The sequence below is a fragment of the Histidinibacterium lentulum genome (genome assembly GCF_003789055.1).
Taxonomy (GTDB): Bacteria; Pseudomonadota; Alphaproteobacteria; order Rhodobacterales; family Rhodobacteraceae; genus Oceanicola; species Oceanicola lentulus.
In genome coordinates, this window is the sequence record NZ_ML119093.1 from 82,789 (window position 1) to 103,558 (window position 20,770).

21 protein-coding genes and 1 tRNA gene are annotated in these 20,770 nt (G+C 69.0%); 15 read left to right on the forward strand and 7 right to left on the reverse strand.

Annotated features, from left to right (window positions below):
• The first annotated feature begins 7 nt into the window (after positions 1-7).
• The 4 genes from fabZ to lpxB all read left to right on the forward strand — a co-directional run bounded on the left by fabZ (position 8) and on the right by lpxB (position 3,381).
• Positions 8-502: a 3-hydroxyacyl-ACP dehydratase FabZ gene (fabZ, locus tag EAT49_RS19815; RefSeq protein WP_123644044.1), complete on the forward strand. Its 495-nt coding sequence runs from the start codon at positions 8-10 to the stop codon at positions 500-502.
• The gene (gene lpxA / locus EAT49_RS19820) at positions 499-1,278 is read left to right on the forward strand and encodes an acyl-ACP--UDP-N-acetylglucosamine O-acyltransferase (protein WP_123644045.1); all 780 of its coding nucleotides are present in this window, start codon (positions 499-501) and stop codon (positions 1,276-1,278) included. Before fabZ ends, lpxA begins: the two co-directional genes overlap by 4 nt.
• Complete coding sequence (locus EAT49_RS19825; protein ID WP_123644046.1) at positions 1,275-2,093, forward strand: LpxI family protein; 819 nt, start codon at positions 1,275-1,277, stop codon at positions 2,091-2,093. Before lpxA ends, EAT49_RS19825 begins: the two co-directional genes overlap by 4 nt.
• Positions 2,094-2,244: 151 nt before the next feature.
• Positions 2,245-3,381: a lipid-A-disaccharide synthase gene (lpxB, locus tag EAT49_RS19830; protein ID WP_123644047.1), complete on the forward strand. Its 1,137-nt coding sequence runs from the start codon at positions 2,245-2,247 to the stop codon at positions 3,379-3,381.
• Between the two features lie 18 nt (positions 3,382-3,399).
• On the opposite strand, the gene EAT49_RS19835 is transcribed toward lpxB, so the two are convergent.
• Positions 3,400-4,089 (reverse strand): M48 family metallopeptidase, encoded by a 690-nt coding sequence (locus EAT49_RS19835; RefSeq protein ID WP_123644048.1) that lies wholly within the window; start codon positions 4,087-4,089, stop codon positions 3,400-3,402.
• Positions 4,090-4,246: 157 nt separating this feature from the next.
• Between EAT49_RS19835 and EAT49_RS19840 the strand changes: the two genes are divergently transcribed.
• Positions 4,247-4,450: a hypothetical protein gene (locus EAT49_RS19840; protein ID WP_123644049.1), complete on the forward strand. Its 204-nt coding sequence runs from the start codon at positions 4,247-4,249 to the stop codon at positions 4,448-4,450.
• Between the two features lie 53 nt (positions 4,451-4,503).
• Here the strand turns inward: EAT49_RS19840 and EAT49_RS21350 are convergent, their stop codons facing one another.
• The 3 genes from EAT49_RS21350 to EAT49_RS19850 are packed head-to-tail and all read right to left on the reverse strand — an operon-like array spanning position 4,504 to position 6,517.
• On the reverse strand, positions 4,504-4,674 hold the full coding sequence (locus EAT49_RS21350) for a hypothetical protein (RefSeq protein WP_185020853.1): 171 nt from the start codon (positions 4,672-4,674) through the stop codon (positions 4,504-4,506).
• A 44-nt stretch (positions 4,675-4,718) separates the two neighbouring features.
• Entirely contained in the window at positions 4,719-6,071 is a 1,353-nt protein-coding gene (locus EAT49_RS19845) for a DUF2927 domain-containing protein (RefSeq protein WP_123644050.1), read from the reverse strand.
• Entirely contained in the window at positions 6,068-6,517 is a 450-nt protein-coding gene (locus EAT49_RS19850; protein ID WP_123644073.1) for a GNAT family N-acetyltransferase, read from the reverse strand. The genes EAT49_RS19845 and EAT49_RS19850 overlap by 4 nt, the downstream gene beginning before the upstream one ends.
• Before the next feature lie 588 nt (positions 6,518-7,105).
• Here EAT49_RS19850 and EAT49_RS19855 point away from each other — a divergent pair.
• From EAT49_RS19855 to EAT49_RS19895, 9 genes are all read left to right on the forward strand, one after another.
• Positions 7,106-8,281, forward strand: coding sequence for an MFS transporter (locus EAT49_RS19855; protein WP_185020854.1), 1,176 nt, complete (start codon positions 7,106-7,108; stop codon positions 8,279-8,281).
• 120 nt (positions 8,282-8,401) lie between these two features.
• Positions 8,402-9,610, forward strand: coding sequence for an SAM-dependent methyltransferase (locus EAT49_RS19860; protein ID WP_123644052.1), 1,209 nt, complete (start codon positions 8,402-8,404; stop codon positions 9,608-9,610).
• A 33-nt stretch (positions 9,611-9,643) separates the two neighbouring features.
• Complete coding sequence (locus EAT49_RS19865; RefSeq protein ID WP_123644053.1) at positions 9,644-10,090, forward strand: TrgA family protein; 447 nt, start codon at positions 9,644-9,646, stop codon at positions 10,088-10,090.
• On the forward strand, positions 10,087-11,199 hold the full coding sequence (locus EAT49_RS19870; protein WP_123644054.1) for an NUDIX domain-containing protein: 1,113 nt from the start codon (positions 10,087-10,089) through the stop codon (positions 11,197-11,199). The genes EAT49_RS19865 and EAT49_RS19870 overlap by 4 nt, the downstream gene beginning before the upstream one ends.
• 309 nt (positions 11,200-11,508) lie before the next feature.
• Positions 11,509-12,537, forward strand: a complete 1,029-nt coding sequence (locus EAT49_RS19875) for a cysteine synthase A (RefSeq protein WP_123644055.1) — start codon at positions 11,509-11,511, stop codon at positions 12,535-12,537.
• Positions 12,534-14,966, forward strand: a complete 2,433-nt coding sequence (locus tag EAT49_RS19880; RefSeq protein ID WP_123644056.1) for a DUF3772 domain-containing protein — start codon at positions 12,534-12,536, stop codon at positions 14,964-14,966. Before EAT49_RS19875 ends, EAT49_RS19880 begins: the two co-directional genes overlap by 4 nt.
• On the forward strand, positions 14,963-15,676 hold the full coding sequence (locus tag EAT49_RS19885; protein WP_123644057.1) for an alanyl-tRNA editing protein: 714 nt from the start codon (positions 14,963-14,965) through the stop codon (positions 15,674-15,676). Before EAT49_RS19880 ends, EAT49_RS19885 begins: the two co-directional genes overlap by 4 nt.
• Before the next feature lie 76 nt (positions 15,677-15,752).
• Positions 15,753-16,379 (forward strand): M35 family metalloendopeptidase, encoded by a 627-nt coding sequence (locus EAT49_RS19890; protein ID WP_185020855.1) that lies wholly within the window; start codon positions 15,753-15,755, stop codon positions 16,377-16,379.
• Between the two features lie 110 nt (positions 16,380-16,489).
• Positions 16,490-16,579 (forward strand) — tRNA-Ser (locus tag EAT49_RS19895).
• 296 nt (positions 16,580-16,875) lie between these two features.
• Here EAT49_RS19895 and EAT49_RS19900 read toward each other — a convergent pair.
• Positions 16,876-17,373: a very short patch repair endonuclease gene (locus tag EAT49_RS19900; RefSeq protein WP_123644059.1), complete on the reverse strand. Its 498-nt coding sequence runs from the start codon at positions 17,371-17,373 to the stop codon at positions 16,876-16,878.
• Positions 17,374-17,440: 67 nt separating this feature from the next.
• On the opposite strand from EAT49_RS19900, the gene EAT49_RS19905 reads away from it, so the two are divergent.
• Entirely contained in the window at positions 17,441-18,988 is a 1,548-nt protein-coding gene (locus EAT49_RS19905) for a DNA cytosine methyltransferase (protein WP_185020856.1), read from the forward strand.
• A 71-nt stretch (positions 18,989-19,059) separates the two neighbouring features.
• Here EAT49_RS19905 and EAT49_RS19910 read toward each other — a convergent pair whose 3' ends face one another.
• The gene (locus tag EAT49_RS19910; RefSeq protein WP_123644061.1) at positions 19,060-19,821 is read right to left on the reverse strand and encodes a DUF6339 family protein; all 762 of its coding nucleotides are present in this window, start codon (positions 19,819-19,821) and stop codon (positions 19,060-19,062) included.
• A complete protein-coding gene (locus EAT49_RS19915) occupies positions 19,818-20,573 on the reverse strand; it encodes a hypothetical protein (RefSeq protein WP_148078756.1) in 756 nt (251 codons plus the stop codon). The genes EAT49_RS19910 and EAT49_RS19915 overlap by 4 nt, the downstream gene beginning before the upstream one ends.
• Positions 20,574-20,770 lie beyond the last annotated feature (197 nt).

Genomic DNA, 20,770 nt, shown 5'->3' on the forward strand with positions numbered 1-20,770 from the left:
ACCTGCCATGACCGACGCGCCCACGGCGTCCACCCCGGAGACCGGAGCGCTGCTCTCGGCGGACATCCAGCTCATCCAGGCGATCCTGCCGCACCGTTATCCGTTTCTGCTCGTGGACCGGGTGGAGGAGATCGACGGGACCTCCCGGGCGGTCGGCCTGAAGAACGTTTCCATGAACGAGCCCCATTTCCAGGGCCACTTCCCGGGCCAGCCGATCATGCCCGGCGTGACCATCGTCGAGGCCATGGCGCAGACCGCCGCCGTCATGGTGGGCACCACCATGGGCCTGACGGACGGCAATCTGCTGGTCTATTTCATGGGCATCGACAATGCCAAGTTCCGCCGCAAGGTGATCCCCGGCGACCGGCTGCGGATGGAGATCGAGACCACGCGGGGCAAGCCCGGCAGCAAGGTCTGGCGCTTTCACGGCCAGGCCACGGTCGAGGGCGAGCTGGCCTGCGAGGCCGATTTCACCGCGATGATGGACCTGCCCGGGGCATGACCGGGATCCATCCCAGTGCGGTGATCGAGGCGGGGGCCGAGATCGGGCCGGGCTGCACCATCGGCCCGTTCTGCCATGTGGGCGCGCGGGTGCGTCTCGGGCGGGACGTGGAGCTGAAGAGCCATGTGGTCGTCGCGGGGGATACCGAGATCGGCGAGGGCAGCGTCGTCTTTCCCTTCGCCGTGATCGGCGAGATCCCGCAGGATCTGAAGTTCGGCGGCGAGGACACGCGGCTGGTGATCGGCGCGCGCAACCGCATCCGCGAGCATGTCACGATGAACCCCGGGACCGGCCATGGCGGGGGCGTCACGCGGATCGGCGACGACGGGCTTTTCATGGCGGGCTGCCATATCGCCCATGACGCGCACGTCGGTGACCGGGTGATCGTGGTGAACCACGCCGCCATCGCGGGCCATTGCGTGCTCGAGGACGATGTCATCATCGGCGGGCTTTCGGGCGTCCACCAGTGGGTCCGCGTGGGCCGGGGCGCGATCGTCGGCGCGGTCACCATGGTGACGAAGGACGTGGTCCCGCACGGACTCGTGCAGGGGCCGCGGGGCGTTCTCGACGGGCTCAACCTCGTGGGGCTGAAGCGCAAGGGCGTCGCGCGCGAGGACATCACCGCGCTGCGCGCCGCCTTCCAGACGCTGAAGGACGGCGAGGGGACCTTTGCCGACCGGGCACGGCGGCTGAAGGGGGAGGCGGTCTCCCCTTACGTCCACGAGATGGTCGATTTCATCCTGGGCGACACGGACCGGTCGTTCCTGACGCCATGAGCCTTGCGCTGATCGCGGGCGAGGGCGCGCTGCCCGGTCTTCTCTGCGCGAGGGCCGAGGCGGCGGGCGATCCGCCGCTGGTCTGCGTGATGGACGGCGTCGCGGCGCGGGTGCCGGCGCATCTGCCGCGGCGCGAGTTCCGGCTGGAGCGGCTGGGGAGCTTTCTCGCCGGTCTGAGGGAAGACGGCGTCGGGCGGATCTGCATGGCGGGCGCGATGCGGCGCCCCGCGGTGGACCCGGCCGCGGTGGACGGCGCGAGCGCGGTCCTGGTGCCGCGGCTGATCGAGGCCATGGCGCGCGGCGATGACGGCACCCTGCGCGAGATCGTCGCGATAATGGAGGAGGCGGGTCTGCGCGTCGTGGGCGCGGAGGCGCTGGCGCCGGATCTTCTGCCCGAGGCGGGGATGCTGACCGGCGGCGGTCACGACGCGGCGCTCGAGGCGGCCGCGCGGGTGGGCGACCAGGTGTTGGCGGAGATGGGCGAGGCGGACAGCGGGCAGGCCTGTGTCGTCACGCCGGGGGGCGAGGTGGCGCGGGAGGGTGCCGACGGGACCGACGCCATGCTCGCCGCGCTTCGCGCACCGGGGGCGGTTCTCTTCAAGGCGCCGAAGCCCGGGCAGGAGCGGCGCGTCGATCTGCCGGTGATCGGACCCGAAACGGTTGCGGGTGCGGCGGCGGCGGGGCTTGCGGCCATCGTGATCGAGGCGGGCGGTGTCCTGGTGCTCGAGCGCGAGGAGGTCCTGGCGCGGGCCAGGGCGGCCGGGATCGCGCTCTGGGTTCGGGCGGCGGCGCCCGGGGCGGAGGGTGGCAGGTGAGTATTTCGGGCCAGATGAGGAGGGGGATGTGGCTCCGTGCCGGGCGGGTGGCGGTGCCGGGGGGCGGGGCGATCCCGGTGATCGCGGGCGAAGCCTCCTCGCGGGTGGCTCCGTGGCGGGCGGGCGGCGGCGGCAGGGGGCGTCGGGGGCGATGAAGGTCTTCCTGATCGCGGGAGAGCCGTCGGGGGATGCGCTGGGGGCGGCGCTGATGGCGGGGCTGGTGCGGCTCTCTCCGGCGGTGTCCTTCGAGGGGATCGGCGGGGAGGCCATGGCGGGAGAGGGGCTCGTCTCGCGGTTTCCCATGTCGGAGCTGACGGTCATGGGCATCGCCGAGGTTCTGCCGCGCTATGCGCATCTGAAGCGCCGCATCCGCGAGACGGCGGAGGCGGTGATCGCGGCGCGGCCCGATGTGCTGATCACCATCGACAGCCCCGATTTCTGCCTGAGGGTGGCGCGGCGGGTGCGCGCGGTCTCGGATGTGCGGATCGTGCATTATGTCGCGCCGTCGGTCTGGGCCTGGCGACCGGGACGGGCGCGCAAGATGGCGGACCTCGTGGACCAGGTGCTGGCACTGCTGCCGTTCGAGCCGCCCTATTTCGAAGCCGAGGGGCTGCGCTGCGATTTCGTCGGCCATCCGGTGACGGCGGCGCCGGTGGCGAGCCCCGCGGAGGCGCAGGCGTTTCGCGCGGCGCGGGGGCTCGGGCGGCGTCCCGTGATCCTCGCGCTCCCGGGCTCGCGGCGCAGCGAGGTGAGCCGGCTCGCCGCGCCCTTCGGCGCCGCGCTGGCGCGGGTGATCGCGGCGCGGCCGGAGGCGCGGGTCGTGCTGCCCGTGGCTCCGGGCGTGGCGGAGCTGGCGGCGGAGGCCGCGAAGGGCTGGCCGGGCGAGCCGCTCCTGATCCCGCCGGGGGACGCGGCGCAGAAACGGGCGGCCTTCCGCGCCGCGGACGTGGCGCTGGCGGCCTCGGGAACCGTGTCGCTGGAGCTGGCGGCGGCGGAGACGCCCATGGTCATCGCCTACGACCAGCCGTGGCTGACGCGGATCATCGTGAAACGGATGCTCAGGATCGACACGGTGACGCTGGTCAATCTCGTGAGCGGCACCAGGGCGGTGCCCGAGTTCCTGAACGAGGCCTGCCGCCCGGGGCCGATCTCGGACGCGCTTCTGACGCTCCTCGATGCGCCCGGCGGGCAGCGGGCGGCGATGGCGGAGACGATGCGGCGCCTGGGTCGCGGCGGCGATCCGCCGGGGCTGCGCGCGGCGCGGGCGGTGCTGGACGCGCTCGGTTGACGGCGCCCGCGGCCGCGGTCAGGGGGCGGCGAGCCAGCGGGCCTCGTTGCGCTCGATGGCGGCGATGCGCTCCTCGCTCTTCGGGTGCGACATGAGCCAGGCCGGCATCGCGCCCGCGCGCATGCCCGTCAGGCGCTCGAGCTTGCCGAAGAGCGATTTCTGCGGCTCGGTCCCGATCCCGGCCTTGAGCAGCAGGGCCGAGGCATAGGCGTCGGCCTCGTATTCGTCCGAGCGCGAGAGCTTGGCCACGAGGAGGGACATCAGCGCGGTGGCGATCCAGGGCCCGATGCCGGGGATCACCCGGTTGAGCATCATCGCCAGGGCCGTGCGCATGGCGTTCTGGCTGGAGAAGTCGATCATCCGTCGCCGCGAATGGCCCAGGGCGACATGGCCGAGCTCGTGGGCCACGACGCTGGCGATCTCTTCTGCAGTGACCTGTCCGGCGCGGTAGCGGTCGTAGAAGCCCCGCGTGATGAAGATGCGCCCGTCGGGCGCGGCGAGGCCGTTCACCGCGGGCTGCTCGTAGATGTGCACGCGGATGCGGTCGATCTCGAGCGCGCGGGCCATCCTGTCCATGACCTGCCTGAGACGGATATCCGCAAGCTCCGTCGACTGGGCGTCCAGCGCCTTCTTCGTCCGCCAGACCGAGAAGCGGTACATGACGAAGCCATAGGCGAGCGCGAGGAGGATCGGGGTCAGCTTGATCATGGGTCGGATATGGGTCCGGAGCGGGCCCTGGGGAAGGTGTGACATCATGGCATCGGTCGCGGAATCCCTGGAACCGGAAACGGATTTGCAACTTGAGATAACCACAGAGGGAGGCCGAACCGGAATGGAAGGGCCGAAGATGAGAGGTGCAGAGCAAATGGATGAACGGGACGCCGACCGGCGCGCCGTGGCGCGCGGCCTGCGCCGCGCCTTCGCGGTCGAGCCCGAGCTTCCCGACAGGTTCCGGGATCTGCTCGACCGGCTGGGCGGGCAGCAGGCGCCGGCGGGGACCCGTGATGACGAGACCGGGTCGCGGCAGCGGTCTGCGGAGAGGACGACCTCTCATCGCCGGGGTCACTGAGACCGCGGCGTCGATGTCCGCTCCGGACGGGCCTTCGGGCGGGGCGGTGCGCCTCAGACGAGGCTGCGCTCGATGAAGACGAGCAGGAAGAGCCCGATCAGGCCGCAGACGATGGCCAGGACAGCGGCCCATTGCGCAAGATCCGCGGGCTTGCCACCGCGCCGCCTGGCGGCGAGAGCGCCGATGACCGCGCCGAGAAGGGCGCCGCCGAGAGGGTAGATCATCGCAGGCTCCCCGCTTGGTCCCGGGCCGGTCCCGGGGTCTCGCGTCAGGTTCTGGTGGCGGGCCGCAGGCCGGAGATTTCCCGCTGGCGGGCCCGCACGTTCGCGTCCGAACCAAAGCCGTAGCGCGCCCAGGAGAGGCTGTCCAGACGCACGGCCCGGGCCTCGTCGAAGCGGCCGGTCATCTCGAGCGCCTCGGCCTGGAACATCATCAGCGTCGACATCAGCGCGGCATTCTCATGGGCGCGGGCGACGGGAATCTCGGGCACCACGATCTCGAGGACCCCCGCGCCGTTGCCGCGCCGCATCTCGAAGGCGGCGAGCTGGACGGCAACGTGGGCCGAGTGGATGCGGGTGGTGGGCGACTGGGCATAGGCCTCGGCGGAGGCCATGAACGCGGCCTGCGCATGGGCGTCGTCGTATCCCACCATGAGGCGCCCGTAGGCATAATGGGCAAACCCCTCGCGGGCGCCGGACCAGCCGAAGGTGTTGGCGAGGCGCACGGCGCGGGCCGCCGCCTCCCGCCTGCGGCCGGGGGTATCGCCGGGCGAGAGGGCGATCTGCATGGCGTTGATCCAGTCGCGGCTGATGCCGCCCGTCGAGCCCTGTCCGCCCCGCTCTCCGGCGGGATTGAGCCGCGCGAGCACGCCGGGCAGGCGGCGGGCGACCTCGGCCCGGCTCATGCCGTTGCGGAACTCGGGCGCGTAATGGACTTTCAGGATCAGCATGTCGAAGCCGGTCAGCACGGCGTGGATATTGTCGTCGTTGAACACGCTGTCCGGCAGGCGGTAGAGGTCGTTGAGCGGGCCGAGCGCCTGCGCGAGTTCCTCGTGCAGGCAGTCGCGGATCTCTTGCGGTGCAGCGTCGGAGGGCACGAAGATCGCCGCCCGATCGCGCCGCGGCAGGGTCGTCCAGTCGAGCTGGGGGCTGCGGCGGAGGCGGTTGAACTCCTCCCAGGAGGACACGTTCGGGACGACGAAGCAGGCGGCGCGGGGGACGGCGCGCTGGAGCGCGGCCGAGGGCAGGGCCTCGATCGTGATGTTCGCGCCGGGGGCGGCCGTGGCCTCGATGTTGAGCCCGGCCTCGCGGCGCAGGCGCTGCAGCAGGAGGGCGAGGTCGCGCTCCAGGGTGGGGGACGTGGCGCCGGTCGTGCGGACGGTGATGAGGCCCTCGTAGCGGGTCAGCATCGGCACCGGGCGCCCGCTTTCCATCATGAAGGCGAGATCGAGAAAATCCTGGGCAATCTGCGAATTGGACCGCATCGGTGGCTGTGCCGGGGTCGGCGCGAAGCTCTGCATCGCCGGGAGCGTGCTGTCGAGGGCCGGTGCCCGGGTCGCCGTGCTGTCGAGCGGCGCGCAGGAGGCGAGGGATACGGCCGCCACGGCCAGGAGGGACCTCATGCCGGGGCCCTGTCGTATTTCACGAAATCCGAGATGCGCCCGAGGCGGTCATAGAGCCTGCGGGCCTCCTCGTTGAAATGCTGGGTGAGCCACCAGACGCGGGGTGCGCCGGCGGCATCGGCCTCGGCATAGACGGCCTCGATCAGCGCGCGGCCGACGCCTTGGCCGCGGACGGCGGGCTCTGCATAGAGGTCCTGGAGGTAACAGACGTTCTCGATGCGCCAGCAATGGCGGTGGAAGAGGTAGTGCACGAGGCCGACGGGGCGTCCCCCGACGATCGCGAGGCGGGCGTGGAAATCGCCCGGATCGTCGCCGGTGAGCCGCGCGAAGGTGGTTTGCGCGACATCCTCGGGCACCGACGTGCCGTAGAAGGTCAGATAGGCCGACCATAGCCCGCGCCACGCCGGGTAGTCGGCGCGGGTCAGCGGACGGAGTCCGACCGGCATTCTTGCCTTGGTCACACCGCTCTCCTCGTGTCCTTCAGCCCGACCTGCCAGCGGGCTGGGGCATCCTTGTGGCCGAACCGGGACAATGACCGGTTCTCTGGATGCCCGGCCATATGACCGGGCCGGGCCGGGAGGATCACGCGGATTCTGCGGGCGGCGGAGAGGAAGGCGCCGGGCGTGGCCCGGAGGACTCACGACATGTGGCCCGACCGGATGGGGCCGCAAGATGTAGGGGCGGGATCCCGGCGGGACGCTCCGGAGCCCGGAAAAGGTGACGCGGGATCATCCGGATGGAGGGTCGGGCAGGGGACCGGCGGACGCGGAGGCGGGCCTCCGGCGGCAGGGGTATCGCAGCCGGTGCGCCGGCCGATGCGGGGAGGCCTCAACCGCTGTCGCCCGGCCGCAGAGGGGGGCGCGGCCCCGAGGGAGGGCCTTGAACTCCGGTGCCTGCCGGGTCCAAGTGGCGCGCAATGCAAAGGATTGCACGACGCAAGTCGACCGGGCGGCGCGCCCGTCCCGGCTGACGCGGCGGCGGGTGGCGCGCCCCCGGACGGGGGGCTGACGGGTGAACGGGCGGGAGGAGCGGACGTGTCACAGCGGTGGACGATGCTGGCCGTGCTCTTTGCGGCGCGGACCTCGATGGCGTTCCAGTTCCAGTCAGTCGCGGCGCTGTCGCCCCTGGTGGCGGACCGCTTCGGCGTAGGGCTCGCGGACATCGGCCTGCTGATCGGGCTCTACCTGCTGCCGGGGGTCTTCGTGGCGGGACCGGGCAGCGCGCTGGCGCTGAAGGTGGGCGAGGTGCGGCTCGTGGTCGTGGCGCTGCTGTCGATGCTGGCGGGCGGCGTCCTGGTTCTGGTGACCGACAGCTGGACCGCCGCCATCGTGGCGCGGGTGCTCTCCGGCGCCGGCGGGGTGATCGTCAACGTGATCCTCACGAAATTCGTGGTGGACTGGTTCGCGGGCAGGGGCCTGTCGACGGCGCTGGCGGTCTTCATCACCTCCTGGCCCGTGGGCATCGCGCTGGCGTCGCTGGTTCTGCCCCTGATCGCGACCTGGGGAGGGTTGATGCTGGCGCAGGGGATCATCGCGGGCTTCGTGGCGCTGTGCCTGCTGGCCTTCGTCGCCATCTACGCGCCGCCGCCCGCGGCAGGCGCCGCGGCCGCGGAACCCGGCCCGGAGGCCGCCGGACGCCCACCGCTGCCCTGGGTGCCGATCAGCCTCGCCGGGATGGTCTGGGCGCTCTACACGGCGGGGCTCGCGATGATGTTCAGCTTCTCGCCCGCCTGGCTGACCTCGGAGGGCTGGAGCCTTGCGGCCGCGGGCGCGCTCACCGGTGCGGTGATGGCGGCCTACTCGGTGATGCTGCCGGTGGGCGGCGCGGTGGCTGACCGGATCGGCGCGCGCGACGGCATCATCGCGCTGAGCTTCGTGGGCTACATGGTGCTGATGCCGCTGGCGATCGTCGCGGGCGGCACGATGGCCGTGGTCCCGGCGCTGCTGTTGCTCGGCGGGGTCTTCGGGCTCGCAGCGGGCCCCACGATGACGCTGCCCGGCACGGTGCTCGACGCCCGCAACAGGACACTGGGCATGGGGGTCTTCTGGACGATCTACTATGCCGTGATGGTGATCGCGCCCCGGGTCGCGGGGGATCTGTCGGACCGCAGCGGAAGCTCCGCCGCGGCGCTCTGGCTCGGGGTCGCGCTGATTTTCGTGGCGACGCTCTGCCTGCTGGGGTTCCGCCGCTCGGTGGCCTCCCGCGCATGAGCGCCCGGTCGGGAGCGTGCCCGCGCGTCCCCACTCCCGGAGCGATCGGTGTCGCCAAGGCGTGACATCCCCGGGCCGTGGTCTAACTTCGCGGGGATGTTAACGAGCGGGGAATGCCGGATGATCCTGACCACCACCGAAGGGCAGAGCGACCTGCCGCGCTATTTCTCGCGCGTCTTCGAGATCGCCAGAAAGGTCGATCACGGCCGGATCGACCTGCATCTGCCCGACGGCCGCGTGTTCCGCGCCGAGGCGCCCGCCCCGGGCCCGGTGGCCGAGGCCCATATCCATGACCCCGACATCTTCGCCCGGCTGATCCGCGACGGCGATCTCGGGTTCTGCGAGGGCTACATGGACGGAGCCTGGTCCACGCCGGACCTTCAGGCCTTCTTCGATTTTCTCCATGCCGACAACTATGCGATCTTCGACGGCTTCCCGGGCTTCGCCATGATCCGGGCCTACGAGAAGCTGCGCTTCTGGATGCAGTCCAACACGAAGCGCCAGGCCAAGAAGAACATCTCGGCCCATTACGACCTCGGCAACGCCTTCTACGGGCTCTGGCTCGACGAGACGATGACCTATTCCTCGGCCCTGTTCAGAACCGGGCAGGAGAGCCTCGAGAAGGCGCAGATCCAGAAATACGAGAGCATGGTGGACCAGATGGGCGCGCAGCCCGGGGACCACGTTCTCGAGATCGGCTGCGGCTGGGGCGGCTTCGCCGAATACGCGGCAAGGGAGCGAGGGCTGCGCGTCACCGGGCTGACCATCTCGAAGGAGCAGCTGGCCTATGCGGAAGAGCGCATCCGCAAGGCCGGACTCGCGGACCGCGTGACATTCAAGCTGCAGGACTACCGCGACGAGCGCGGGCAATACGACGGCATCGCGTCGATCGAGATGTTCGAGGCCGTGGGCGAACGCTACTGGCCGGTCTATTTCGACGTGGTCAGAGAGCGGCTGAAGCCGGGGCGGAACGCGACGCTGCAGATCATCACGATCCAGGACGACCGCTGGGAGATCTACCGCAAGGGCGTGGATTTCATCCAGAAATACATCTTCCCGGGGGGCATGCTGCCGTCGCCCATGCGCCTGAAGGAGGAGATCGAGCGCGCGGGCCTCGCCATCAGGAGCCGGCTGGAATTCTCCGAAAGCTACTCGATCACGCTCCGGCGCTGGCACGAGACCTTCAACGCCCGCTGGGACGAGATCGCGCCGCTCGGCTTCGACGAACGGTTCCGGCGGATGTGGAACGTCTACCTCACCTCTTGCGCCGCCACCTTCCATGGGCACAACTGCGACGTGGTGCAGATCACGGTGGGACGCCCGGCCTGAGCGAGGGGCCGCGCGCGGGACGGGAGCGGGCCGATGTGGACATTCGCCCATGTGGTGGCGGCGGTGCTTTTCGGGGCGCTGGTGTGGAGCGTCTCGGAATACCTGATCGAGCCGCGCTTTCCCGAAGGATTCGATCCGGGCCTCTTCGCCGAGGTCAACGCCGCGATCGCCGCCTTCTGCGGCTGGTCGATCCTCGGCAGCCGCTCGGCGGGGGTGTCTGTCTCCGGATCGATCAGCGCGGGCTTCACCGCGATCGCGATGACGGTGATCGCGGCGCTCTTCCTGCAGAGCTTCTATGACATGCTGATGCGCTCGCTGCGGCGCGAATACGATGGCCCGGCGGAGGCGGTGGTGGCCGTGTTCGAACTCATGTGGGACCATCTGCAGACGATGTCGACGCCGGAGGTCTGGGGCGCGCTCATAGCGGGCGGCATCGTGGCGGGGCTCGTCACCGGGTTTTTCGGACGGATCTGGCGGTGACGCTGTTCTTCTACGGCACGCTGCGGCATCCGCCGCTGCTGGCGGCCGTCCTCGGCCGGGACCCGGGACCGCTGCCAGCGGCCCGTCTCCCCGGCCACGAGGTGCGCTGGGTTGCGGGACACCACATTCCGATGATCGTGGAAGGCGGCGCGGGGGCCGATGGGGTCGTCTATGCGCCCTCGTCCGGGGAGCGCGCGCGGCTCGACGCCTACGAGGCCGGCTTCGCCTTCGGGACGCGGACGGTCGAGGTCACGGCAGCCGGGGGCCCGGTGCGCGCGGAGGTCTATTGGCCGGACACCGCGCGCTTCGTTCCCGGCGCGCCCTTCGTCCTCGCGGACTGGGCCGCGCGCTGGGGCGGAACGGCGCCCGAGGCGGCGGCGGAATTCCTGTGCCGGCTGGAACGGGGCGAGCCTGCCGAGGACGCCCGGCGCTTCTTTCCGGCGATGGAGGCGCGGGCCTGGGCGCGGCAGCTCGCCCGCGCCCATCCCGGCCGGGCGGACCTGCGCCAGCCGGGCAACCCGGTGGAGGTGCTGAAGGAGCACGAAGGCTTTCACGGCTTCTTCCGCTTCCGCCATCTCGACCTCAGGCACCGGCCCTTCGCCGGGGACTGGACGCCGCCCTTCACGCGGGAATGCTACATCGGCTTCGACGCGGCGCTGGTGCTGCCCTACGACCCCGCCACGGACGAGGTGCTGCTGATCGAGCAGCTGCGCCTTGCCGCGAGTCTCAGGGGCGATCCCAACCCCATGTGCCTCGAGCCGGTCGCCGGCCTGATCGAGGGCGGCGAAAGCCCCGAGGACACGGCGCGGCGCGAGGCCCGCGAGGAGGCGGGGATCGAGGTGGGCGAGCTGATCCCGGTGTTGCGCTCCTATCCCTCGCCGGGCTACTCGACCGAGTTCCACCATGCCTTCGTGGGCCTCGCCGATCTCGCGGGGGCGCACATGCGCCGCGGCGGCGCGGAGGGCGAGATGGAGGACATCCGAAGCCATGTCCTGCCCCTCGACGCGGCGGTGGCGCTGATCGGCACCGGAGAGCTGACCGCGACGCCGGTGGCGATGCTCCTCCTGTGGCTCGCGCGGGAACGTGACCGGGGAAGATTCGCCCGCTGAGGGGGCGCCGCCGCGCGGCCGCCCGGGGACCCCGGATGACCGTGCCGCGCCTGCCTTCCCGCACCGAGCCCTCTCCTCATCTGGCCGGAAATACTCAAGAAATATCCTCCCCAGCCGCCCGCGCCGCCGCCCGCCGGACCGGGCGCCACCCCGATGTCACCCGCCGCGGGCGAAGCCCGCGGCCCCCCCGAGACCCGGGGGCGCAGCCCCCGGCGGGTCGCCCCGGCGCAGCCGGGGCGAAACCCCCTCCCTTGCTCCCGGGCCTGAGCCCCCGTAGACCCTGAGAACCGGACAACACGCGAGGCGCCGATGGCCGTTCATGCCGATCTCTCCCACCTCGTGGGCAACACGCCCCTCCTGAAGCTGCGTCGCGCCTCCGAGGAGACGGGCTGCACCATCCTCGGAAAGTGCGAATTCCTGAACCCCGGCCAGTCGGTGAAGGACCGCGCGGCGCTCTACATCATCCGCGACGCCATCGCGCGTGGCGCGCTGAAGCCGGGCGGGACCATCGTCGAGGGCACCGCGGGGAATACCGGCATCGGCCTCGCGCTCGTGGGCGCCTCCATGGGCTTTCGCACCGTCATCGTGATCCCCGAGACCCAGAGCGAGGAGAAGAAGGACATGATCCGCCTCGCCGGGGCCGATCTCGTGCAGGTGCCGGCGGTGCCCTATGCCAACCCGAACAACTACGTGAAATACTCGGGCCGCCTCGCCGAGGAGCTGAACCGGACCCTGCCTGGCGGGGCGATCTGGGCGAACCAGTTCGACAACACGGCCAACCGGCAGGCCCATGTCGAGACCACGGGGCCGGAGATCTGGGAGCAGACGGGCGGAGAGGTGCACGGGTTCGTCGCCGCCGTGGGCTCGGGCGGCACGCTCGCCGGCGTCGGCATGGCGCTGCAGCCCAGGGGCGTGAAGATCGCGCTGGCCGATCCGGGCGGATCGGGCATCTATTCGCTCTACACCGGCGAGGAGGCCGGCGGCACCTCGATCACCGAAGGCATCGGGCAGGGACGCATCACCGCCAATCTCGAGGGCTTCACCCCCGATTTCTGCTACAAGATCCCCGACGAGGAGGCGCTGCCCATCGTCTTCGACCTGGTGCGAGAGGAGGGGCTGGTGATGGGCGGCTCCACCGGCATCAACATCGCAGGCGCGATCCGGCTCGCGCGCGATCTCGGACCCGGGCACACGATCGTGACGATCCTGTGCGATTACGGCAATCGCTACCAGTCGAAGGTCTTCAACCCGACCTTCCTGCGCGAGAAGGGTCTGCCCGTGCCCGAGTGGATGGACGGCGCGCCGCGCTCGATCCCCGGCGTCTTCGAGGACGCATGATCCGGGCGCGCCGCGCTCTTTGCGGGGCGGCGGTGCTCTTTCTGCTGCTGCTGCTTTCAGGCTGGAGCCTTCCGGCCGCGGCGCAGGAGGCCGGCGAGACCGGGGAGGTGGCGGAGTCGGGGCCTGAGGCCAGCCCGGACGCGGTGGCCGCCCGGGCCGCGGCGGAGATCGACCCGCAGATCGCCGCGGAACTCGAGGAATTCGGACGCGTGGCCACCCGCGCGGCAGAGGCGCTGGACGCCGGACGCGCCTCGACGGCGGCCTTCGACGGTCTGCGGATGACCCTCGCGGACTGGCGCGACCGCCTTGGCAGGCTCGACGGCCTCGGGGCGCGCCGGGAAACGCTGCAGGGCCGGCTCGCCGCCCTCGGACCGCCGCCCGGGGAGGGGGAGACCGAACCGGAGCCTGTGGCCGAGCGTCGGGCCGCGCTGCAGGCGGAGCTTGCCGCGCTCGCGGCGCCGGCGCTGCTGGTGCAGGAGGCGCGCGCTGAGGCGAGCGGGCTGATCGCCGAGATCGACGCGCTGATCCGCGATCGCCAGACCGCCGCGCTGACGGAGCGCGGCCCGCTCCCGCTCCTGCCGCAGAACTGGGGCACGCTGCCGGACAACCTCGGGCGGGGGGCGGCCCTGCTGCGCGCGGAGGTGGTCTCGAGCGTCCAGTCGCCGGTGCGGCTGGAGGCCGCCCGGCAGGGGCTGCCGGGGATGTCCCTTATGGGCCTCGTCGGCCTCGCCCTGCTGCTCTTCGGACGCCGGTGGGTCCGCGCCGCGGAGGCGCGTGCGCTGCGCCGCACCCGTCCCGGCACCGGAGCCGTGATGACGCTCCTGTCCCTGGGTCATTTCGCTTTGCCTCTGCTCGGGGCGGGGCTCGTGATCGGCGCCGTCGTCGGCACCGGCCTTGCCGGTCCGCGGATCGAGGCGCTGCTGGGCGCGCTGCTGAGCGGCGTCTGGATCGTCCTCGCCGCCGCATGGCTGACCGGGCGGCTGTTTCGTCCCGACCCCGGTCCCAAGGGCCTGCCCGTCGACCTCGGCGAGGAGGCGCGGGCGCGGCTCAGGCGCTATGCGCTGGCGATCGGCTGGACCATGGCCGCGGAGGTGTTCCTCGGCGCCGTGGTGACGCAGATCGAGCTCTCCGAGAGGTCAGCCGCGGTCCTGACCTTTCCGCTGACGCTGGCGTTGGGGCTCCTGCTCTTCGGTCTCGGACGCAACCTGGCGCGAGAGCTGCGGAAGGACGACGAGAGCAAGCCCGAGGATCGCAGTTTCCGCGACCGCCTGCTGTCGCTGGTCGGGCGGCTGACCATGGTCGCAGGCGTGCTGGGACCGCTGGTGGCCGCACTGGGCTTCGACGCGGGCGCCTCCTTCCTGCAACTGGCGGTGGCGCGGACGCTGGCCCTTCTGGGCGCGCTCATCATCCTGCAGCGCTTCGTGTTCGAGGCCTGGGCGCTGCTGTCGGGCCGGCCCGAGAGCGAGACCGATGCGCTGGCCCCGGTGCTCATCGCCTTCGTGCTGTCGCTGGCGGCCCTGCCGGTGCTGGCGCTGATCTGGGGCGCCCGGGTGGTGGACCTGACAGAGCTCTGGGCGCGGTTCCGCGAGGGCTTCACCTGGGGCGAGACGACGATCTCGCCGGGCCAGTTCCTGACCTTCGTCATGGTGTTCGCCGCGATCTACCTGCTGACGCGGCTGGTGCAGGGGGGCCTGCGGTCGGCGGTCCTGCCGCGCACCCGGCTCGACATCGGCGGGCAGAACGCCATCGCCGCGGGCGTGGGGTACGTCGGCATCTTCGCCGCCGCACTCATCGGCATCGCGGCGGCCGGCGTGAACCTCACCGCGCTCGGCTTCGTTGCGGGCGCGCTGTCGGTGGGCATCGGTTTCGGCCTGCAGAACGTGGTGTCGAATTTCGTCTCGGGCATCATCCTGCTGATCGAGCGCCCGATCAGCGAGGGCGACTGGATCGAGGTCGGCGGGCAGATGGGCTATGTGAAGAGCATTTCCGTGCGCGCCACCCGGATCGAGACCTTCGACCGGACGGACGTGATCGTGCCCAATGCCGATTTCGTCTCGGCCCAGGTGATCAACTGGACCCGCGGCAACCTCGTGGGCCGCGTCATCGTGCCGGTGGGCGTGGCCTACGGGACCGATACCGAGAAGGTCTCGGCGATCCTGCTCGACATCGCGCGCCAGCATCCGATGGTGCTGATGAACCCCGCGCCCTTCGTGCATTTCAAGGGCTTCGGGGAAAGTTCGCTCGATTTCGAGATTCGGGCCATCCTGCGCGACATCAATTTCCTGATCGCCGTGACCACGGAGATGAACCACCAGATCGCCCGCCGCTTCGCCGAGGAAGGGATCGAGATCCCCTTCGCGCAGCGCGACATCTGGTTGAAGAATCCCGAGGTCCTGCGGGGCGACAGAAGCGGGGAGGGGGCGGCATGAGCGAGGCGCTCTGGCTGGAGGATGCCTACGTCAGGGAGGCGGAGGCGACGGTGCGCGCGGTGACGGGGGAGGGCGGGCTGATCCTCGACCGGACGCTGTTCTATCCCACGGGCGGCGGGCAGCCCGGCGACAGCGGGCGTCTCCTGTGGGAGGGCGGAGAGATCGGCATCGCCACCACCGTGAAGGGAGAGACCGGCCCGGTCCTCGTGCCCGCAGAGCCTGCGCCGCTGCCGCGGGTGGGCGCGCGGGTGCGACAGGTCCTCGACTGGGAGCGCCGCCACCGGCACATGCGGGTGCATACCGCGCTGCACCTGCTGTCGGTCGTCGTCCCGCTGCCCGTCACCGGGGGCGCGATCGGCGCCGAGAAGGGCCGGCTCGATTTCGACATGGCCGAGCCGCCCGAGGACCGCGACGCGCTCGAGGCCGATCTCAACCGGCTGGTGGAGGCGGATTTCCCGGTCGGCGCGGAGTGGATCGACGAGGCCGAGCTCGACGCGAACCCGGGCCTCGTGAAGACGCTGTCGGTGCAGCCGCCGCGGGGGGCGGGACGGATCCGGCTGGTGCGGATCGGCCTCGGAGAGGCCACCGCCGACCTGCAGCCCTGCGGCGGCACCCATGTCGCCTCCACCGCCGAGATCGGGCGGCTGCGGCTCGGCAAGATCGAGAAGAAGGGCCAGCAGAACCGGCGCATCAGCCTTCACCTCGTCTGAGGCGCCGGCGACTTGCCGGGGCGGGGCGTCCGGCCCTATCTTTCTGCCCGAAGGGAACCTGCCGGGGAGAACCGCGATGCCGAGGGCACTGTCTGCACTGGTCGGGCTAGGTCTTGCCTTCGCTGCCACATCGGCGGCCGCGGACGAGCGGCATGTGTTCGAGCGCTGCGAGAAGGCGGAGATCGAGGTGGTCCTGGGCGCCATGGGCTCGGCCTCGAAGATCTCGCTGCAGGCGGCCGTGTCCATCGGCGACACGCCCGAGTTCCGCCGCTGGTTCGGCCCCTATTCGAAGGAGAACGCGGGCATCGTGCGCGCGGCGTTCAAGTCGATCCACGCCGCCCTGCGCGACCAGAGCCTGAAGATCGTCTGCGCCAACGTGGGAGAGGAGGATTGCGACGCGCAGATGTACGCCAATGTCTGGTCGCACGACGCCTATGTGATCAACCTCTGCCCGGCCTTCTTCGGGATGCCCGAGCTGCATGTCCATCCGAGCACCAGCGTGCGGATGGAGAACGGCACGCGGGAGGGGACGATCATCCACGAGCTGAGCCATTTCGACATCGTCGCGGGCACCGAAGACATCTGCTACTCGCGCCCCGCCTGCGCCCAGCTCGCCGAGTTCGACCGGGTGGTTCTCGTGCGCAATGCCGACAGCTACCAGTATTTCGCCGAGGACGTCGCCTATCTCCGGGCAAGCCGCTGAGAGCCGTTCGGGAGGCCCCGGGCCGGGGAGGCGCCGTCCCCTGAAGAAGCCGCGCTGAGCGCGTCGCGCGCCCTTGCATCTTCCCTCCCCCATCCGCTAGACCGTCCGGCGGAGAGGTGGCCGAGTGGTCGAAGGCGCACGCCTGGAAAGTGTGTAGGCGGGAAACCGTCTCGAGGGTTCGAATCCCTTCCTCTCCGCCACATACCCTCGCGAAAGCGTTCTTCCGATCCGGCTGCGGCCGGATTTTTCCGTTATATTCGAGGGTTATGCGGGAGGGGCTGAGCACCGACGCCAGCGCCAAGACGCTTGGAAGCGGTCTCTCAGAGCCGATGTTCTCCGGATCTCATGACTGCCCAGATTTGGTGAATTCTTCACAAACCATTGAGATTGCGATATTTAATCCCTTGCCTACTGAACACTTCGATTTCAGGGTCGCGCGTCGAGAAGGAACCGAAATCGAACAATATCCATGTCGGTAAGGCAGTGGGGTGAGGGTTCAGCAGCCGCATTCCCAATCCGTAGCGACGATCCCGCTTTGCAGTATGTCGCTTTCACCGATCTCCACGCCGACCGTCCCCGCGAGCAGCCAGGCCGCGAGACGATCAGTTGTGGCGCTAACCTTTTCCGGCTTCCGCAATGCGCACTCCCACACCGTCGCCACTCGCCATCCGTCTTCGAAGAGTTTGGTACGAACGGCGCTGTCCCGGGCGACGTTCGCGTCGAACTTCGCCTGCCAGAACTCTGGCCGGGTCGCTGGGGTGGTGGTGTAGCGGCACCCCTCGTGTCGGTGCCAGAAGCAACCGTGCACGAAGACCACGGCGCGGTGCTTCGGAAGGACAAGGTCCGGTCGACCGTGAACCTTGCCGGAATGAAGCCGGAAGCGGAAACCGTGGGCGTGCAATGCCCGCCTGAGAGCCAGCTCGGGCTTGGTGTTCTTTCCCCTGATCCCCGACATCATCCGGGAACGGGTCTGCTGGTCCACGATATCGGTCACATCCGTCCTGGTTTTCGTCCCTGAACCTGGTATACACCGGCTGAATGAAATTCGTCAGGAGCCTGATATGCCTTCCACTTTCGGCATTGTCGATCTGTTCGCCGGCCCGGGCGGACTTGGCGAGGGGTTCGCTTCCCTCGTCGAGGACGGCCATGCGCCGTTCCGGATCGGCATCTCAGTCGAGAAGGAGGCGTCTGCCCATCGGACCCTGACGCTGCGTGCCTTTCTGCGCGAGTACCGTGCACGTCATGGCGTCTTGCCGAAAGAGTTCATCGATTTCCATGCCGGGCTGGCATTCGAACCGGACTGGTCAGCCGTCGATGCCGAAGCGTGGCAGCATGCCATTGACGAAGCTCGCGCGCTTGAGCTCGGCACCGGGGCTGCGGCGACCGCCATTGATGGCGCCATCGCAAAGCTGAAACGAAAGTACGACGACACGATCCTGATCGGCGGCCCGCCCTGCCAGGCCTATTCCCTGGTCGGGCGCGTCCGCTCCAGAGGCAAGGTCGGCTATGTCCCGGAGGAAGATGCGCGGCACTACCTCTTTCGCGAATACATCCGGGTCCTCGACAAGCTTCGCCCGGCCGCCTTCGTGATGGAAAACGTCAAGGGCATGCTTTCGTCGACAGTTGAGAGCCGGCTTGTTTTCGAGATGCTGATGGAGGATCTGTCCTCGCTCGGCACGGGTCACGCCCATCACTACGAACTCCGTGCCATCCGGGTGGAGGATGGCAAAGGCAGCCTGCAGGAGGCGGCACAGCCTTCGGATTTCATCGTGCGTGCCGAGGCGTTCGGAGTCCCGCAGCGCCGCCACAGGGTGATCATCGTCGGCATCCGTTCGGACCTCGCAGGACGGGCTGCCGATGCGGAGATCGATGTATCGGGGATGGCACGGACCGTCCGCGATGTCATCGAAACGATGCCCGCCTTACGAAGCGGCATCAGCCGCGGGCTCGACGACGCGGCCGCATGGCGAGGAGAAGTCCTCGACGCCGCGAACATGCTGGCTGGCATTTCCAAGGGGAAGGACAACCGGGCGCTCCGCGAAGCGTTCCTGAGCGCTTCAGAGCGAGTGAAGGAAAACCCGCCTAACGTTCGGGCTGCGTCACGGTTGCCAGACGGCTACGGCACTTCGAACGATGAGTTGTTGCAGTGGATCGAGCGACCAGAGCTTCGCGCGATTGCCCAGCACGAGACGCGCGGGCACATGGCGTCGGATCTGGGCCGCTATCTGTTCGCTGCCGTGTTCGGGACCGTCCGTGGTTACAGCCCGAAGGCCGCCGATTTCCCTATGGTGCTCAGCCCCGACCACCGCAACTGGCACACCGGTGTCTTCAACGACCGCTTCCGGGTTCAGCTGGCGGACGAGGCATCGACCACTGTCACGAGCCACATCTCGAAGGACGGACACTACTTCATTCATCCCGATCCGATCCAGTGCCGCAGCCTGACGGTGCGCGAGGCGGCCCGGCTGCAGACCTTTCCCGACGATTATCTGTTCCTCGGCAACCGCACACAGCAGTATGTCCAGGTTGGAAACGCCGTGCCGCCCTTTCTTGCGAGGCAGATCGCGGCCTTGCTCCATAAGCTTCTGGCACGCGAAAGCCCAGTCTAAAGTAGCCCCACGGTCTCGCAAGCCTCCTAGTTTCCTCGAGCGTGGAGCAGAGTTCTCGGAGGTTGGTCGCGTCAAGCTGCCTTCTGCGCCAAGTGTGCCTTCGCTCGGGTCGCACAGACGTCAATCAGAGCATCAGCCTCGTCGTCAGACAACGCCTCGAACAGGATCCCGCCACCGTCTCGGTTCAAAGCAATCATGAACTCTCTGAACGATCGCTCGCTGGCGGTAACCCAACTGTCTTTTCGCATGGCGCGGACAACGGCTCTTGCAAGGGGTTTTCGAGCGGCAGTGTTCGTGCGTTCGACAAAGTTGCTACGGATGTCCGCGGTCTTCAGGATGAGGCGCAACGCGCCTTCGGGATCATCCGGATCTGCGATGCTCGCGATGTGCATGTTCCACCAGAGGCGGGATAGAGCATTGTCGTCGCGGATTGCGGTAAGCCCTTGAGCGAACATATGGATCCTGACTTGGGAGTCGAGCTGCTCACCGCTGTTCCCCGACAGCCACCTGTCCCGCGCGTAGCCAAGGCACTCGATGTGCGTCAGTCTGGCCCAGACACGCTCCTCCCGCGCGAGCGCAGGCGTCATACCCTGAAGGGCCTGAAACAGGATCAGGGAGTTGTCGATGTCGGCGGCTGCCGTCCTCGCTGTACCATCGAGAGTCGCCAGCAGGTCATGATCAACCTGAACCGTGCTGGTCTCCACTGCCCAGCCGTTGTCATGCTCGAGATCCAGGAAATCGCCGGCCTGATACCGGTCACGGTTGGCCACGATGCTCTCCTTAAGCTCGGAAAGCTTTTTTTCAGAAAGATATTTGAGCGGCGATACCGTCATCTGTCTGCCTCCGCTACCAGCTGCTCCAGTCCGCTTGCTGGGCCATCGAGAAGTTTCTGAGCGCTCTCGAGGATGGATCTATCCGTCTTTGGATCAACGCCTCGGGCGTCGCAGCGGGCCGTGAACGGAGCATGCCAGCGATATGCCTCGTATTGGTCTCCTCCACTTTGCAGCGCATCAAGGACTTCCATCACTGCCGGAAGGTAGACAGAGTTCATGACCACAGGTTTTCCGGCCTTCTGCTCGCGCAAGAGCATGATGGTCTCGTGCGTCTTCTCTCCGGCGAGGATTGTGATCCGGTCCCGCTCGAGATCAACCTGCAACGTACCTTCAGGGATGTCCGGCGATCGGTCCAGTTCGAAGATGCTTTCGATGGGAGCAAGCTTGGCCTGTCCGACCGAGATGATGTGTTCCTCCCCGATCGCGATGATATCCCCGCGGCCGAGATCAACCGGCGGTGAAAATTCCGGGTGAATGGTCCCCGGATCCCAGCCAGCCAGCGTGTCGTTCAACCAGACGATCGGCCGCAAGGTTACCCTGTTCAGCAGAACTCCGGCAGCGAAGTCGGTACGACCGGTGGGCCACGCCAGGGTGCGCAGTTCGGTATGATACGTATCCGCGCAGCGGACGAAGCAGCCTACCGATGCCTTGCCGGTCTCGACGAGTTTCCGGATCCCGTCTTCCGTCAGGGTGACATCGTGCTGAATGGAAAGCGCCCCCGTTGCGATGTCTTCGCTCAGGGTGAAGGTCATGTCGAATTCACCGGCGGTGAAATCCCCTGTGTCCTGCGCCAAGACGGGATGCGGATAGCGCGTCTCTTCTGTAAGCGGCGGCTGAGCCCCACCTTCTGGCTGAGCTGACGAGTTGCGAAGGCATCCCTGTAATGAGGCAGGGAGTGCGTTTCGCAATGTGTGCTACGAATGCGTTTCTCAGATCGCTGGGCGTAGAG